The organism is Paenibacillus nuruki (assembly GCF_963311185.1).
Taxonomy (GTDB): domain Bacteria; phylum Bacillota; class Bacilli; order Paenibacillales; family Paenibacillaceae; genus Saccharibacillus; species Saccharibacillus nuruki.
In genome coordinates this window covers 4,198,448-4,213,396 of sequence record NZ_OY725677.1, presented here as the reverse complement: position 1 = coordinate 4,213,396, position 14,949 = coordinate 4,198,448, and the positions used below count along the sequence as shown (strand labels likewise).

Sequence of the window (14,949 nt, the reverse complement as noted above, 5' to 3'; positions counted from 1 at the left end):
ATAAAATTAATACTGCTATAATTTAATGTTCATTTGACAAACACTCTTTTCTTTGATATAATGAAGAGGGAAAGAGGTGGTTGTAGTCAATGGCTAACAATGCGCTTTTGGAAATCAAACGTAGTCTTGATGCTCATGTAGGGCACAAAATTACGTTACGTGCTAATGGTGGTCGTAAGAAGACCATCGAACGAACCGGAGTTTTGGAAGAGACCTACCCTTCTGTTTTTATTGTCAAGCTCGCTGAAGAGCATCAGACATTTGAACGTGTGTCTTACAGCTATGCCGATATATTGACAGATTCTGTGGAAGTCACCGTCTGTGATGACGATTGTCAGACACGAATCGAATATGTTGGGAATTGAATAACTGTTTTAGTATAAGACAGTCTTTATCTCCTTTCGGGGTAGAGACTGTTTTGTTTTGTGACTATATTTGATCTACATGAACGGAACCCGATACCCATATAATAGACTTTGTACGTCATTTTTTTTATAATATGGATTATTCGTAATGATAAGCACAGGAACCCGTACGCAGCGTATCAAATCGTTCGGATGGAATGTTGAGGGTGGAGGAACAGCATGAAGATATATGAAAAAGCGCCAGCAAAAATCAACCTGATGCTGGATGTGTTACATAAAAGACCGGATGGGTATCATGAGGTCGAGATGATCATGACAATGGTGGATCTAGCCGATCGCCTAACGATCACTGAATTGTCTCGAGATACGATCCAAATTTCTAGTCAAGCAGGATATATTCCTTTAGACGAGAAAAATCTGGCTTTTCAAGCTGCTCAAAAAATTAAAGCAAAATATAATATTAAGCAAGGCGTACATATTCATATCGATAAGCAGATTCCAGTTGCGGCTGGTCTAGCTGGAGGTAGCAGTGATGCTGCAGCAGCGCTTAGAGGATTGAATCGTCTCTGGAACCTCCAGATTCCCCATGAAGACATGATGGAGCTAGGTGCTTCTATTGGCTCTGATGTTCCTTTCTGCATCACAGGGGGGACAGCGCTCGCTACAGGACGTGGAGAGCTACTCACTCCACTGACCAGTCCACCAGATTGCTGGGTTGTGTTAGCGAAGCCACCTATTAACGTGTCTACTGCCGATGTATACGGACGGTTTCGTGCAGATAAGATCGCTAAGCATCCTTCTGCTCTAGAAATGCAAAAAGCGTTAGAAAACAAATCTTTTGATGAGATTTGTCATCAACTGGGTAACGTGTTGGAAGATGTTACTCTGACTCATTATCCGCAAGTTCAACAGCTCAAGCAGGCGATGATTCAGTTGGGAGCCGATGGTGTGCTTATGTCAGGAAGTGGACCCACTGTATTCGGATTGATCTCGCGCGAGTCCAAAGTAGCTCGTGTCTATAATGGATTACGTGGATTTTGCAAAGAAGTCTATGCTGTGCGGATATTAACTTAAATGATTTCAAATCGCAGTCTTTTTAACTCTAAATGGTGCTCGATGATAAGCCATAAGAGAAAAAGATTGCGATTTTCTTTTACAAACACGTACAAAAATGTTATATTCACTTTAATTATTCGGATTTAGGGTATAAAATGTCAATATTTTGTAGATAGCGAGGCGTTATGGTGAAAAAATTAAAGAGAAGCGCGCGGTTAGTTGAATTAACTCAATATTTAACTTCACGACCACATACGCTGATTCCATTAACCACTTTCGCTGATCGATACGGAGCGGCCAAATCATCGATTAGTGAGGATCTGACCATTATTAAAGAAGTTTTTGAAGAAGATGGTACGGGAGAATTATTAACACTTGCAGGAGCAGCAGGCGGAGTGAAATATATTCCAAAGCTGGCGAAAGAAAAAGCATTCTCATTTATGGAAGAAATCTGCGGTCAATTAGGACAACCGGATCGTCTGCTTCCAGGTAACTATATTTATATGTCTGATCTGTTAGGGCAACCTGCGATTTTGAATGAAGTAGGTAAGATTTTTGCTTCAGCTTTTGCAGATACGCCGATCGACGTCATTATGACAGTAGAAACCAAAGGAATTCCTTTGGCTCATGCTACAGGTACGCAATTGAATCTGCCGGTTGTACTGGTACGCCGGGATCATCAGATGACAGAAGGATCTGCGGTAAGTATTAACTATGTATCAGGTTCCCACAAGAGTCTGCATACGATGACATTGTCACGCCGCGCACTTAAAGAAAAATCACGTGTATTGATTATTGATGATTTTATGAAAGCTGGCGGTACTATTCAAGGTATGGTTGATCTTTTAGGAGAATTTAATGCAACGGTTGCTGGAGTCGGGGTGCTTTTAGAATCTGGTTCTGTCGACACGGATGATCGTCTGTGGGCAGATTATATATCACTTGCGAAAGTAACTGATATTGATCCTAAAAACAAAAAAATTACGGTACAACCTGGGAACTACTTTGAAAATGATTCTAATTAAGCTTTTCTGCCGATAATTTTCATTTTCGTAATGAGAACGAATATCATCAAAATCAGGTGAAAACGGTAGAAATCGAGCCTAAAGATAAATAAAATAAAAAAATATACAATTAATTTGGAGAAAAAAGAAGGAATTTGACTTCCATGTGTGGAATTACACAACCAAGTCTTGAATAGACAAAGGTGGTGAACACATATGGAAATAACGGATGTAAGACTCCGCCGAGTAAATTCCGAAGGCAGAATGAAAGCAATCGCATCCATCACAATTGATAGCGAATTTGTCGTTCATGACATTCGTGTAATTGATGGTAACAATGGAATGTTTGTTGCAATGCCAAGCAAACGGACACCTGATGGCGAGTTTCGCGACATCGCACATCCTATTTCTTCTGGAACTCGCGAGAAGATTCAGTTAGCTGTATTAGCTGAATATGAACGTGCAGGATTGGAAGAAGAAGCGATTGAAGAAGTGATTGAAGAAGGTGCTTAACGTTTACTTATTGGGGTTTGAAAGAAAAGGGAGCCACAGGGAGCTACATTGTGGCTCCCTTTTCTTTTTGTCTGGAATAAGATATATTCATTAAGGAGTTTTAACGATAAATCTAACATAATGATTTAAATATATGAGTTCGAATAAGGAGGTCTGTATTGTTGGATTCAAAAAGAATGGCAATCATACTCGCAGCAGGTAAAGGTAAACGCATGAAATCCAAATTGTACAAAGTTCTACATCCGGTATGCGGTAAGCCGATGGTAGGTCATGTACTGGATGCTGTACAGCAAGTTCATTGTGAGCGCAGTGTAGTCGTTGTAGGTCACGGAGCAGAAGCGGTACAAGCTTATCTAGGCGATCGTGCAGAATACGCACTACAAAGTGAACAATTAGGAACCGGTCATGCGATTCAACAAGCAGAATCTTTGCTGGGTACTGAAAAAGGAACAACGATTATTATTTGTGGAGATACGCCTTTGGTAACTCCTGAGACACTTGAAAATATTATTGCTAATCACGAAAGTCAGGGTGCAGCAGTAACGATTTTGACAGCTTCAATGACTGATCCTACAGGATACGGTCGTATTATTCGTGGAGCTGATGGTAGTGTACAGAAAATCGTTGAGCAAAAAGAAGGCACGCCTGAAGAATTAGCTGTACAAGAAATCAACACAGGTACGTATTGTTTTGATAACAGCAAATTGTTCCAAGCTCTTTCTCAAATTACGAACGATAATGCTCAACAAGAATATTATCTAACAGACTGCATTACTATTTTGCGTGAACAAGGTGAAATGGTAGCTGCCTACGAAACATTTGATCTAGCTGAATCAATCGGTGTGAATGATCGTCTAGCGTTGTCAGAAGCGGAAGGATTTATGCGCGCACGCCTTGCAAAAAAACATATGTTAAACGGAGTTACCATTATTGATCCATCAGCGACTTATATTGGAGCTGATGTGGTGATCGGATCAGATACAGTCCTTTATCCAGGAACCGTCCTTAACGGTGCAACAGTGATTGGTGAAGATTGTATCATCGGACCGAATACAGAAATTGAAAATTCCACAATAGGCAATGGTTCAACGGTTCGTCAATCGATTCTGTCCGGAGCTGAAGTAGGGGCTGAAGGTAATATTGGTCCATTTGCTTACTTGCGTCCGGGTACAAAGTTAAGTGATCAAGTAAAAGTAGGCGACTTTGTAGAATTGAAAAATGTAACTGTAGGACAAGGTTCCAAAATTCCTCATCTCAGTTATGTAGGGGATGCTGTTGTAGGTTCAGGCGTTAATATTGGTTGTGGGGCGATCACAGCTAACTATGATGGACTCAACAAAGCTGTTACAGAGATTGGTAACAACGTATTTATTGGAAGCAATTCGAACTTGATTGCTCCTGTACGTATCGGTGATGGCGCTTATGTGGTAGCAGGCTCAACCATTACAGAAGATGTAGAAGCTAACGACATGGCAATCGCTCGTCAACGTCAAGAAAACAAATCAGGATATGCTGAAAAAATTCGCGCTAAAGCGAAAGCAATTCATGATAAAAAGGAATAATTAACATTTATAACAAAAATTAATGATGTGTAGCTAAAATTATTATCGATTCTTACGAACAAAATGCCACTATTCGCTAAAGAATTATTATATAATATGAAATATATAATGCTTGTTGTATGATTTGACGGATCTAAAGAGAAATGAACGCCGAGTTGATAAGCATTCCAATGAACCACCACGGAGGGTTTTAACCATTATGACTTATTGTGATTCTAAATTAAAAATTTTCACTTGTAATTCTAACCCTAAGTTGGCGGGACAGATTGCTGACTATATTGGTATTCCTATGGGTGAATCTCGTACGACTGGATTTAGTGACGGAGAGATTCAGGTGAAGTTGTCTGAAAGTGTTCGTGGTTGCCATGTCTATGTCATCCAATCTACGTGTGCACCTGTCAATGATAATCTGATGGAGCTGCTAGTTATGGTAGATGCATTAAAACGTGCTTCTGCTAAAAGTATCAATGTGGTTATTCCGTATTACGGATATGCACGTCAAGACCGTAAAGCACGTTCACGTGATCCGATCACAGCCAAATTGGTTGCGAATCTGATTGAAAAAGCAGGTGCTCATCGCGTTATTGCTATGGATCTACATGCGATGCAGATTCAAGGATTCTTCGATATTCCTGTAGATCATCTACTTGGAGTACCGATTTTGGCTCAATATTTCCGTTCCAAAAAAATTGAGAATCCTGTTGTCGTGTCTCCTGACCACGGTGGTGTAGTTCGCGCGCGTAAGCTTGCTGATCTACTCAGTGCTCCGCTTGCGATTATCGATAAGCGTCGCCCTGAACCGAATGTGAGTGAAGTGATGAACATCATTGGTAATATCGAAGGTAAAACTGCGATCTTGGTAGATGATATTATTGATACTGCGGGTACTATCGTATTGGGTGCAAATGCTTTGATCGAAGGTGGAGTGAAAGAAGTGTATGCTTGTTGTACACATCCTGTATTATCTGGCCCAGCTATGGATCGTTTGGAAAACTCACCACTCAAAGAAGTTATTGTTACAGATACTATTCCGATTACACATCCTAATCCTACAAGCAAATTAAAAGTATTATCGGTAGCACCTCTTATGGGCGAAGCGATTATTCGTGTTCATGAAGAGTTGTCGATCAGTAAATTATTTGAAATTGAATAAGCGTTGATGTAATAAAAGGGTTACTTGCCCCATCTGAGGCGAGTAACCCTTATCGGCGTATCTATTTTAATAACCTGGTCTTGATAAAAAAACATGACGTTGCCGATGGTACAATACACGATTCACTTCAATAAACTGGTGATCATACGCCGTAATCATTCCGATATCGACAGGAATATCACGACGATAAATCTGCACAGGCACTTCCTGTTTAAAATGATCATAAAAATGACGGTTTTTCAGCAATTGCTGCCCAAAGGTGTACATGCTGAATCCCCCTCTCTACTGGTTAGTCGTGAAGTTGATCATTTGCAGATAAGTATCAAAAAGCGGATACGTATTCAATAATCTGATTTTAGCAAAAAATGTTAGTGACTGCACGATAATATAGCAACCTTTAATTTTTGCATCATTGCCTATTTCTAAAGAAAAGAGGATATGTACGAATGAAATGGATTGTAGGTTTGGGCAATCCCGGATCTGAATATGCCAAAACTCGTCATAATGTAGGTTTTATGGCATTAGATCGTTTAGCAGATCGCCACGGGATCGCTATTAATCAAGCTAAAAGTAAATCGCTGATCGGTGAAGGACATATTGATGGAATTAAGGTCGTTTTGATCAAGCCGATGACCTATATGAATTTATCTGGCGAAGCGGTCAGAGGATATATGGATTATTATAAAGTTGCTCTAGAAGATATGATTGTAGTCTATGATGATATGGATACCGAAACAGGTAAAATTCGACTGCGTTACCAAGGTAGTGCAGGTGGACATAATGGGATCAAATCGATTATTCAACATACCGGTACACAGACATTTGATCGTATTCGAATGGGTATTTCAAGACCAACGCCTGGTTATGCGATTGTTGATTATGTTCTATCTCCTTTTGCTAAAAAAGAAAAGGAACTGTTAGATGAAATGATCGAAAATTCGTGTAATGCGATGGAATATAGCTTAAAGCATACCTTTGAGCAGACGATGGCTAAATTTAACGGTTAATGCTATAATAAGCCTTAATTCGTAAGCAAATACAGACATTGATAACTGTCCCAAATTCATAAGTACCGCCTTTGAGTCTGATCCGTAATAAGGGTTGGATAAGAAGGCGGTTGTTTATAGGCAAATCGAGATGAATCCGATTTGTCGTTTTACCGTTTTTACCTAAGGATAAGTGAGGTGCCGTTTTGTTAGAAACTCTGATACAAGCATTTGCCAAAGATAAGGATTTTGGTTCTGTTACATCTGGTATTGTGTCCGGGATGAAAGAACAACTCATCTCCGGTTTATCCGGTTCTTCACGCCAGATCATGATGGCTAGTCTGTTCACAGAAGTTCAAAGACCGTTATTGGTTGTCACTCATAATATGTTTGCTGCTCACAAGCTTGCTGAAGATTTACAGGAAGCGCTAACACCTGAGCAGGTTTTGCTATACCCTGCGAACGAACTGGTAGCCGCAGAGTCAGCGATATCAAGCCCTGAGACATTAGCTCAACGCATCGATGTATTGATGAAATGTGCTGCTGGATTCAGAGGCATTGTTGTTGTGCCTTTTTCCGGTATTCGGCGATTTGTACCTGCTCCCGAGTCATTAGCAGGTGCTGAAATTGAATTGCAAGAAGGCGGTACACTGGTTCTAGACACATTTCTGACGCGTATGATTGAGCTTGGCTATGAGCGTGTAGAACGTGTAGAATCACGTGGTGAGATGAGTGTACGTGGCGGGATTATCGATTTTTACCCTGCGACTGCTAATCTGGCTTACCGGATAGAATTATTTGATGAGGATATTGATTCTATTCGTACATTTGATCCTGATGATCAGCGTTCGATTGATAAAGTCAAATCGATTATCATCACTCCTTGTCGCGAAATTATTGCTGATCGTACCCGTATGAATCATGCAGCAGATTTGGCTTCTGCTCGTCTTGAAATGCAAATCGAAAAAATGACCGATCGTCAGGCGAAGATTCGTCTACGTGAAGAAATTGGTCGTGAAATCGAATTGATGCGCCAACATATTTATTTCCCAGAAATATATAAATATATCAGCTTGCTGTATCCAGAGCAGGTGACTTTATATAATTACATGCCTGAAGATACGATTCTGATTATGGAAGAACCTGCACGATTGCTAGAGACTGCTAAGCAATTAGAGCGTGATGAATCCGAATGGAATATGCATTTACTGCAAAATGGTAAAAACCTGCCTTCGCTTGAGCTTGCTGGAGACACTGATGACATTATGTATCGTAGTGGCTTCCAGACGATCTGGACGTCGATCTTTTTGCGTCAAGTTCCGCATGTGCTACCTGGCAATATCGTTAACTTTGTCAGTCGCACTATGCAAGATTTCCATGGACAGATGAACGTACTCAAGTCTGAGATGGAACGCTGGAAAAAAGCAGGCATTCAAGTATTAATGGTGGCAAATGGTGAAGAACGGATGGAGCGTGTACGCCGGGTTCTTGACGATTATGATATTGAGACACCGATTATGATTGATGGAAGTCTACAAACAGGGTTTGAATTGCCATCGATTAATCTAGCCGTTATTACTGAAGGCGAAATGTTCTCTAAAAAGCAGCGTAAAGTCCGCAAAGTCAGTAAGAATGTAGATAATGCTGAACGGATTCGTAGTTATACCGAACTTAAAGTAGGCGACTATGTAGTTCATCAGAATCACGGTATCGGTAAATATATGGGGATCGGTACACTTGAAGTAGCCGGTATTCATAAAGACTATATGCATATTATGTATGCAGGTGGCGATAAGCTGTCTGTACCAATCGAACAGATCGATTTGATTCAGAAATATGTAGGTTCTGAAGAAAAAGAACCGAAAGTCTACAAGCTTGGTGGCAATGAATGGACGAGAGTAAAAAGTAAAGTTCGTTCTTCGGTTCAAGATATTGCAGATGATCTTATCAAACTGTATGCTGAGCGCCAAGAAGCTTCGGGTTATGGATTTGAAAAAGATACAGCAGAACAGCAAGAGTTTGAAGATATTTTCCCATACGATGAGACTCGTGATCAGTTACGTGCGATTGATGAGATCAAAAAAGATATGGAACAAACACGCCCAATGGATCGTCTGCTTTGCGGTGATGTAGGATATGGTAAAACAGAAGTAGCGATTCGGGCAGCCTTTAAGTCGGCTATCGAAGGTAAGCAAGTGGCTATTCTTGTCCCAACTACTATTTTGGCGCAACAGCATTATGAGACATTCCGTGAACGATTTGCTGAATATCCATTCAATATCAGTGTATTAAGCCGATTCCGTACACGTAAAGAGCAAAACGATACGATCAAAGGCATCAAGCAAGGTACAGTTGATATTGTTATTGGTACGCATCGACTATTATCTCAAGATATTATTTTCAAAGATCTTGGTCTATTGATTGTCGATGAAGAGCAACGATTCGGTGTATCCCATAAAGAAAAGCTCAAACGCCTCAAAACCAATGTCGATGTACTGACACTGACAGCAACACCGATTCCGCGTACGCTTCATATGTCGATGCTTGGTGTGCGTGACCTTTCTGTTATTGAGACACCGCCAGAGAATCGCTTCCCTGTACAGACGTATGTGGTTGAACATAGCTATACTCTGGTTCGTGAAGCAGTAGAGCGCGAATTGATTCGTGGTGGTCAAATTTATTATCTTTATAACAAAGTACAAGGCATTCATGAGATGGCAGCACAAATCTCGGAACTGGTTCCTGATGCAAGAGTTGCTGTTGGACACGGTCAAATGTCTGAGCAGGAATTGGAGAAAACGATTCTTGATTTCTTAGACGGTGAATTCGATGTTCTGGTCAGTACCAGTATTATTGAGACAGGCGTAGATATTCCAAACGTGAATACGCTAATTGTGCATGATGCTGATAAAATGGGTCTTTCTCAGCTTTATCAGTTACGTGGTCGGGTTGGACGTTCGAACCGAATTGCGTATGCTTATTTTACGTACCAACGGGATAAAGTCTTAACTGAAGTGGCAGAGAAGCGTCTGCAATCGATCAAAGAGTTCACAGAGCTGGGTTCAGGCTTCAAAATTGCGATGCGTGATCTATCGATTCGTGGAGCAGGTAATCTACTAGGTGCAGAGCAATCGGGCTTTATCGCTTCGGTCGGGTTTGACTTGTATTCACAAATGTTAGCTGAAGAAATTCAGAAACGTAAAGTGACTATGCTAGGCGAAGAAGATACCAAAGCGAACGATTGGAATACCGTTATCGATCTGTCTATTGACGCATATCTTCCAGCTGATTATATTTATGACAGTATCCAAAAAATAGAAATTTATAAAAAGGTCGCTGTCTTATCTGCATTTGATGATATTGGCGAACTTGAAGATGAGCTGTTGGATCGTTTTGGCGAATTGCCTGAAGCGGTATTGCAGTTGTTACAAGTGGCACGACTCAAGCTGTACGGCAAGCGTTATGGGATCGAAAATATTTCGCGCCGTGGAGACGATGTGTTGCTGAAGTTCCATACAGGGCAAGAAAAAGCATTCAATTTGTCTAAACTGTCCCAAGTTGGCAATCGCTTCGAAAGACGTGTACAATTTAATCAGGGTTCCAATATGGTTATTCAAGTCAAAGGTAAAGGACTAACGGATGGCGAGCTACTTGAACTGCTCTGCCAATTCCTCGAGGCTATCATGGAATCATTCAAACTAAAGGGGGAACTACAGGATGTGGCCAATTAAAAAAGCTGCGCGGAAAACGACGATGTTAGCAGTAGTTGCTATTCTGTGCATCAGTCTGTTAGCAGCTTGTAACAAAGGAACAACCGCAGAAACAAAGAATGATGAAACGAAAGATACAAGTGCGGTGGTTGCCGAGTATAAAGGCGGTACAATCACTGAAAATGAATTTAATCATGAAGTTAGTATGATGAAATTCTTCTCTCCTCAATATGCACAAATGTTTGATATGGACGAATATAAAGAAATTTTGCTTGAGCAAGAGGTAGCTTACAAATCTCTTGATGAAAGTGCAAGCGAAGCAGCAAAAACAGCAGGTGCTAAACAAGGTGAAGAACAACTTAAGCAATTTAAAACAAGTGTAGATCCTGAACAACTTGCTACTATGCTCAAAGAAGCTAATTTGACAGAGCAAGATGTTAAAGATTATATGACACGTGTATTGACTGCTTCTGAAGTGATGAAAGAAAAAGTAACCGATGCAGATGTAGAGAAATACTACACTGATAACAAAAAAGATTATGCAACAGCGACTGTACGTCATGTATTAATCGGACTACAAAGTGCTGATGGCAAAACGACTCGTACAGATGCTCAAGCATTGAAATTAGCTAAAGAAGTTAAAGCTAAATTGGATGGCGGAGCAGACTTTGCAACCATCGCTAAAAAATATTCTGACGATACAGGTTCTAAAGACAAAGGTGGTCTTTACGAAAATGAGAAAGTCGGAAACTGGGTTGAAGGTTTCAAAAATGCAGTACTAGAACAAAAAATCGGTGTGATCGGTGATCCGGTTAAAACAGATTACGGTTATCATGTAATCGAAGTTGAATCTCGTACAGAAAAAGCATTTGCTGATCTTACAACAGAAGAAAAAGAAACGATTAAATCTCAAATTGCTTCTCAAAAATTCAGTGAGTATATGTCTAAAGAAGTACCAGGTATGATTACGAAGAAAAATCTACCTAAATCTGAAACGGCTCCAGCAACTACAGCTCCAACAGCGCCGACAGAAGGTACAACAGCACCAGCTACAGAGGGAACAACAGCTCCAACAACAACTGCACCTGCTACAGAAGCACCAGCAGAAAGCAGTAAATAATATTTGATGACTGATTGGCTTCTATAGCAAAAAGTAGATTGAATGAGCAAAACAAATAGCGCGGAGTCTCCGCGCTATTTTTGTGTAATTTATTCCGAAAAAAGAATGCCACGACTGGCTAGAAAGGAGCACCGTGCATATGAAAGAATCATCTCCATCGTCCCGCATGCTCAAAGGAGCATTTATATTAGCGTTAGCTGCTGTATTGTCTAAATTAATCGGCACAATCCAAAAAATACCGTTGCAGAATATCGGAGGCGATGGAGTATTCGGTATTTATAATGCGGTGTATCCTTTTTATACACTCGTTCTTCTTGTAGCCACTGCTGGTTTTCCAGCTGCCGTCTCCAAATTTGTAGCTGAACGTATCGCCGCAGGTAATGAAGAAGGAGCAAGGCGCGTACTTACGATCTCATCCGTGATGTTGATCGTGTTAGGCGTAGTGGGTGGCATTCTGATGTACATAGGAGCACCTTTACTAGCAGATTGGATTGATAACCGACATACAGAAGCCGCGATACGTAGTTCAGCACTCGCTTTGCCGTTAGTACCGATCATGGCAGGGTTAAGAGGGTACTTCCAAGGAATGCACAATATGATTCCTACAGCTGTCTCTCAGGTTGCTGAACAGACGATTCGAGTAGCCGCTATGGTTATTCTACTACTGATGTTAGATCGTAATGGAGCCGCAGATGATTGGATCGCCGCAGGCGCTACATTTGGTTCTGCTGCTGGTGGAGCCGCTGGACTATTCGTGATGCTGATCTACTGGTGGATTTATCGGCAGAAATCAGCGAACAAGTTGTCTTTATCCTCTCAATCACATAGCGTGCATGAACCTATATTTCCGCTACTTAAAGCTTTATCATTATATGCACTCCCGATCTGCTTAGGTTCTTTGTCTGCTCCTTTAATCAGTCTGGTGGATACTTTTACTGTACCACGCTTATTAAAAGGGATCGGCTGGAGCGAAGCAGAAGCTATGGTACAATTCGGGATATACAATCGAGGTATGCCTTTAGTTCAGTTAATGTCGATGTTAGCGACTTCCTTATCAGTGCTATTTATTCCTGCGCTGGCAGATGCTAGAGTGCGTGATCGGATGGATCTGGTGCAATCGCAGAGTCGGCAGGCATTAAGCTGGTTTTGGTTACTGGGGCTTGCTGCTTCAGCGGGTGTAGCTGTATTAGCAGTTCCGCTAGATATTATGTTGTATCAAGATGATGCAGGTAGCGAAGCGATGCGCTGGTTAGCATTTACAGGTGTAGGAGCTACCGTATCTATCGTGACCGCTGCATTATTGCAAGGAATGGGTTCTGTCAAAGCGCCAGCAGTACATCTACTACTTGCTACTGTGGTCAAAGCAGTGCTGAATATTATATTGGTACCGTACTTTGGTATTAATGGGGCTGCTTTTGCGGGTATTGTTGGGTATGCGGTAGCTGCTGTATTGAATACATGGTTATTGATACGATTAACACGTTTGCAAGTTACCTGGAAGCAAGATGTAGTGAAGCCTTTATTTTTAGTGGCTGTGATGTCTGGTGCTGTGATCGCATGGATGTTCGGCGCTGAATATCTATTTGATCGTTGGGGATTAGATGGACGTATTCAAGCTTCACTGATTACTTTAGGCGGAGTATGTATCGGTGGTGTTGTGTTTGCCGGCGGGATATTCCAGTTGAAAATCATGACAACAGCAGAGATTATTGCTTTGCCGAAAATAGGCAAAAAACTAGCAAAATTACTTCAAAAATTCAAATTAATTTCGTGAAAATAGGGACATTATTGAGAAATGTGAGGAGGAACAATATGAGTGCTCAAATTACAATAGTTGGATTGGGTTCAGGCGATGTTGATCAATTGACCGTCGGAATTTTTCGCAAATTAGAACAAGCTGAAAAGCTATTTGTTCGCACCAAAGATCATCCAGCATTAGAAGCTTTACAGGCTGATTTTGTCACATTTGATGATGTATATGAATCGAAAAATTCATTTCCAGAAGTGTACGCAGAGATTGCTAATCGATTGTTACAAGCAGCAGTAGAGGGACTAGATACAGAAGAAATCATCTATGCTGTACCCGGTCATCCGATGGTGGCTGAGAAAACAGTTCAGATTTTGCGTGAGCAGGGACAAGCGCTGAATATTACTGTAAATGTACTGGGTGGAGAAAGTTTTTTGGATGAGGCATTTACCCGTCTAGGCTTCGATCCTATCGAAGGATTCCAGTTATTAGATGCGGCGCAGTTGAATGCTCAATTGCTTCAGCCTCAGCTTCATACGGTCATTGGACAAGTGTATGATACGTTTACCGCTTCAGATGTCAAATTAAGCTTAATGGAACTGTATCCTGATGATTTTGAAGTGATCGTGTGTCACTATTTGGGAGTGCAAGGCAAAGAAATAATCGAACGTACACCTGTATATGAATTAGATCGTACTGAAAACTATGGTAATTTATCATTGATCTATGTACCTCGTACAGAAGATGAGCAGATACGTAATCGTACATTTGCTCGTTTGCATGAGATCGTTGCTATTTTACGTAGTCCGGGTGGTTGTCCATGGGATCAAGAACAGACTCACCAATCGCTTCGCCAGAACTTTATTGAAGAAACCTATGAAGTGTTAGAAACGATAGATGATGATGATCCAGAACATATGCAGGAAGAATTAGGCGATGTGTTATTACAAATTATGCTTCATGCTCAGATCGAAGAAGAAACAGGAGCTTTTACTGTTTATGATGTGATCGAAAGTCTGAATCAAAAATTGATCTTCCGCCATCCGCATGTATTTGGCGATCGTGAAGCCAATGATGCACAGACAGCACTCCAAAATTGGGATGCGATGAAAGTAGAAGAGAAAAAACTCAAAGGTACATTAGATGTAGCCGCTTCTCTTCTGGATGGGGTTCCACGTGATCTGCCTGCACTACTAACTGCTTATAAAATTCAGAAAAAAGCAGCTAAAGTCGGCTTTGATTGGGAAAATATCGAAGGTGCTTTTGCCAAAATGGACGAGGAAATTCTAGAGCTTAAAGAAGCAGTACGTGAAGGACATTCTGCATTAGATCAACAGTTGGAGCTTGGAGATGTGTTGTTCTGTGCAGTGAATATTGCACGCTTTATCGATGCTGATCCTGAACAATCTTTAGCATTAGTCAATCGCAAATTCAAACAAAGATTTCAATATATCGAACAGTCTTTACACACGCAAGGCAAAGATATTCGTTCGATGACACTGGAAGAACTGGATCAATTATGGGATGAAGCTAAATTGCAAAATAAAGGGTAATCAATTATTTCGAAAAAAATAAGCAGAGCATACGTTCTTATGTTATGATCTTCCTAGCAGCGTTGAAGCACACGCTTACGGTATGCTATGATGCATATGGCACCAAAAACTCTAGTGAAATATAGAGGAATTTGGGATGTCGTGAAGAATGTAATATACTGTAGGCAAGCAACTTTGCGT

At 40.8% G+C, this 14,949-nt stretch carries 12 protein-coding genes; 11 read left to right on the top strand and 1 reads right to left on the bottom strand.

Translation table 11 applies throughout. The features are described 5' to 3' along the window. The first annotated feature begins 89 nt into the window (after window positions 1-89). The 6 genes from veg to RCP16_RS18630 all read left to right on the top strand — a co-directional run bounded on the left by veg (window position 90) and on the right by RCP16_RS18630 (window position 5,653). Window positions 90-365 (top strand): biofilm formation stimulator Veg, encoded by a 276-nt coding sequence (gene veg, locus RCP16_RS18655; protein ID WP_069326066.1) that lies wholly within the window; start codon window positions 90-92, stop codon window positions 363-365. Between the two features lie 219 nt (window positions 366-584). Continuing rightward, the gene (gene ispE / locus RCP16_RS18650) at window positions 585-1,439 is read left to right on the top strand and encodes a 4-(cytidine 5'-diphospho)-2-C-methyl-D-erythritol kinase (protein WP_069326067.1); all 855 of its coding nucleotides are present in this window, start codon (window positions 585-587) and stop codon (window positions 1,437-1,439) included. 170 nt (window positions 1,440-1,609) lie between these two features. After that, entirely contained in the window at window positions 1,610-2,446 is an 837-nt protein-coding gene (gene purR, locus RCP16_RS18645) for a pur operon repressor (RefSeq protein WP_308641019.1), read from the top strand. A 195-nt stretch (window positions 2,447-2,641) separates the two neighbouring features. After that, window positions 2,642-2,938, top strand: a complete 297-nt coding sequence (spoVG, locus tag RCP16_RS18640; RefSeq protein ID WP_069326069.1) for a septation regulator SpoVG — start codon at window positions 2,642-2,644, stop codon at window positions 2,936-2,938. Between the two features lie 176 nt (window positions 2,939-3,114). Continuing rightward, on the top strand, window positions 3,115-4,500 hold the full coding sequence (gene glmU / locus RCP16_RS18635) for a bifunctional UDP-N-acetylglucosamine diphosphorylase/glucosamine-1-phosphate N-acetyltransferase GlmU (protein WP_069326100.1): 1,386 nt from the start codon (window positions 3,115-3,117) through the stop codon (window positions 4,498-4,500). A 199-nt stretch (window positions 4,501-4,699) separates the two neighbouring features. Continuing rightward, a complete protein-coding gene (locus RCP16_RS18630) occupies window positions 4,700-5,653 on the top strand; it encodes a ribose-phosphate diphosphokinase (protein WP_069326070.1) in 954 nt (317 codons plus the stop codon). A gap of 66 nt (window positions 5,654-5,719) precedes the next feature. Here the strand turns inward: RCP16_RS18630 and RCP16_RS18625 are convergent, their stop codons facing one another. Next, entirely contained in the window at window positions 5,720-5,920 is a 201-nt protein-coding gene (locus RCP16_RS18625) for a hypothetical protein (RefSeq protein ID WP_069326071.1), read from the bottom strand. A gap of 179 nt (window positions 5,921-6,099) precedes the next feature. On the opposite strand from RCP16_RS18625, the gene pth reads away from it, so the two are divergent. The 5 genes from pth to yabN all read left to right on the top strand — a co-directional run bounded on the left by pth (window position 6,100) and on the right by yabN (window position 14,769). Continuing rightward, window positions 6,100-6,660, top strand: a complete 561-nt coding sequence (pth, locus tag RCP16_RS18620) for an aminoacyl-tRNA hydrolase (RefSeq protein ID WP_069326072.1) — start codon at window positions 6,100-6,102, stop codon at window positions 6,658-6,660. A gap of 185 nt (window positions 6,661-6,845) precedes the next feature. Continuing rightward, window positions 6,846-10,370 (top strand): transcription-repair coupling factor, encoded by a 3,525-nt coding sequence (mfd, locus tag RCP16_RS18615; protein WP_137225677.1) that lies wholly within the window; start codon window positions 6,846-6,848, stop codon window positions 10,368-10,370. Further along, a complete protein-coding gene (locus tag RCP16_RS18610) occupies window positions 10,357-11,469 on the top strand; it encodes a peptidylprolyl isomerase (protein ID WP_069326074.1) in 1,113 nt (370 codons plus the stop codon). Before mfd ends, RCP16_RS18610 begins: the two co-directional genes overlap by 14 nt. Before the next feature lie 139 nt (window positions 11,470-11,608). After that, on the top strand, window positions 11,609-13,243 hold the full coding sequence (locus tag RCP16_RS18605) for a putative polysaccharide biosynthesis protein (RefSeq protein ID WP_308641018.1): 1,635 nt from the start codon (window positions 11,609-11,611) through the stop codon (window positions 13,241-13,243). A 38-nt stretch (window positions 13,244-13,281) separates the two neighbouring features. Beyond that, complete coding sequence (gene yabN, locus RCP16_RS18600) at window positions 13,282-14,769, top strand: bifunctional methyltransferase/pyrophosphohydrolase YabN (protein ID WP_308641017.1); 1,488 nt, start codon at window positions 13,282-13,284, stop codon at window positions 14,767-14,769. Window positions 14,770-14,949 lie beyond the last annotated feature (180 nt).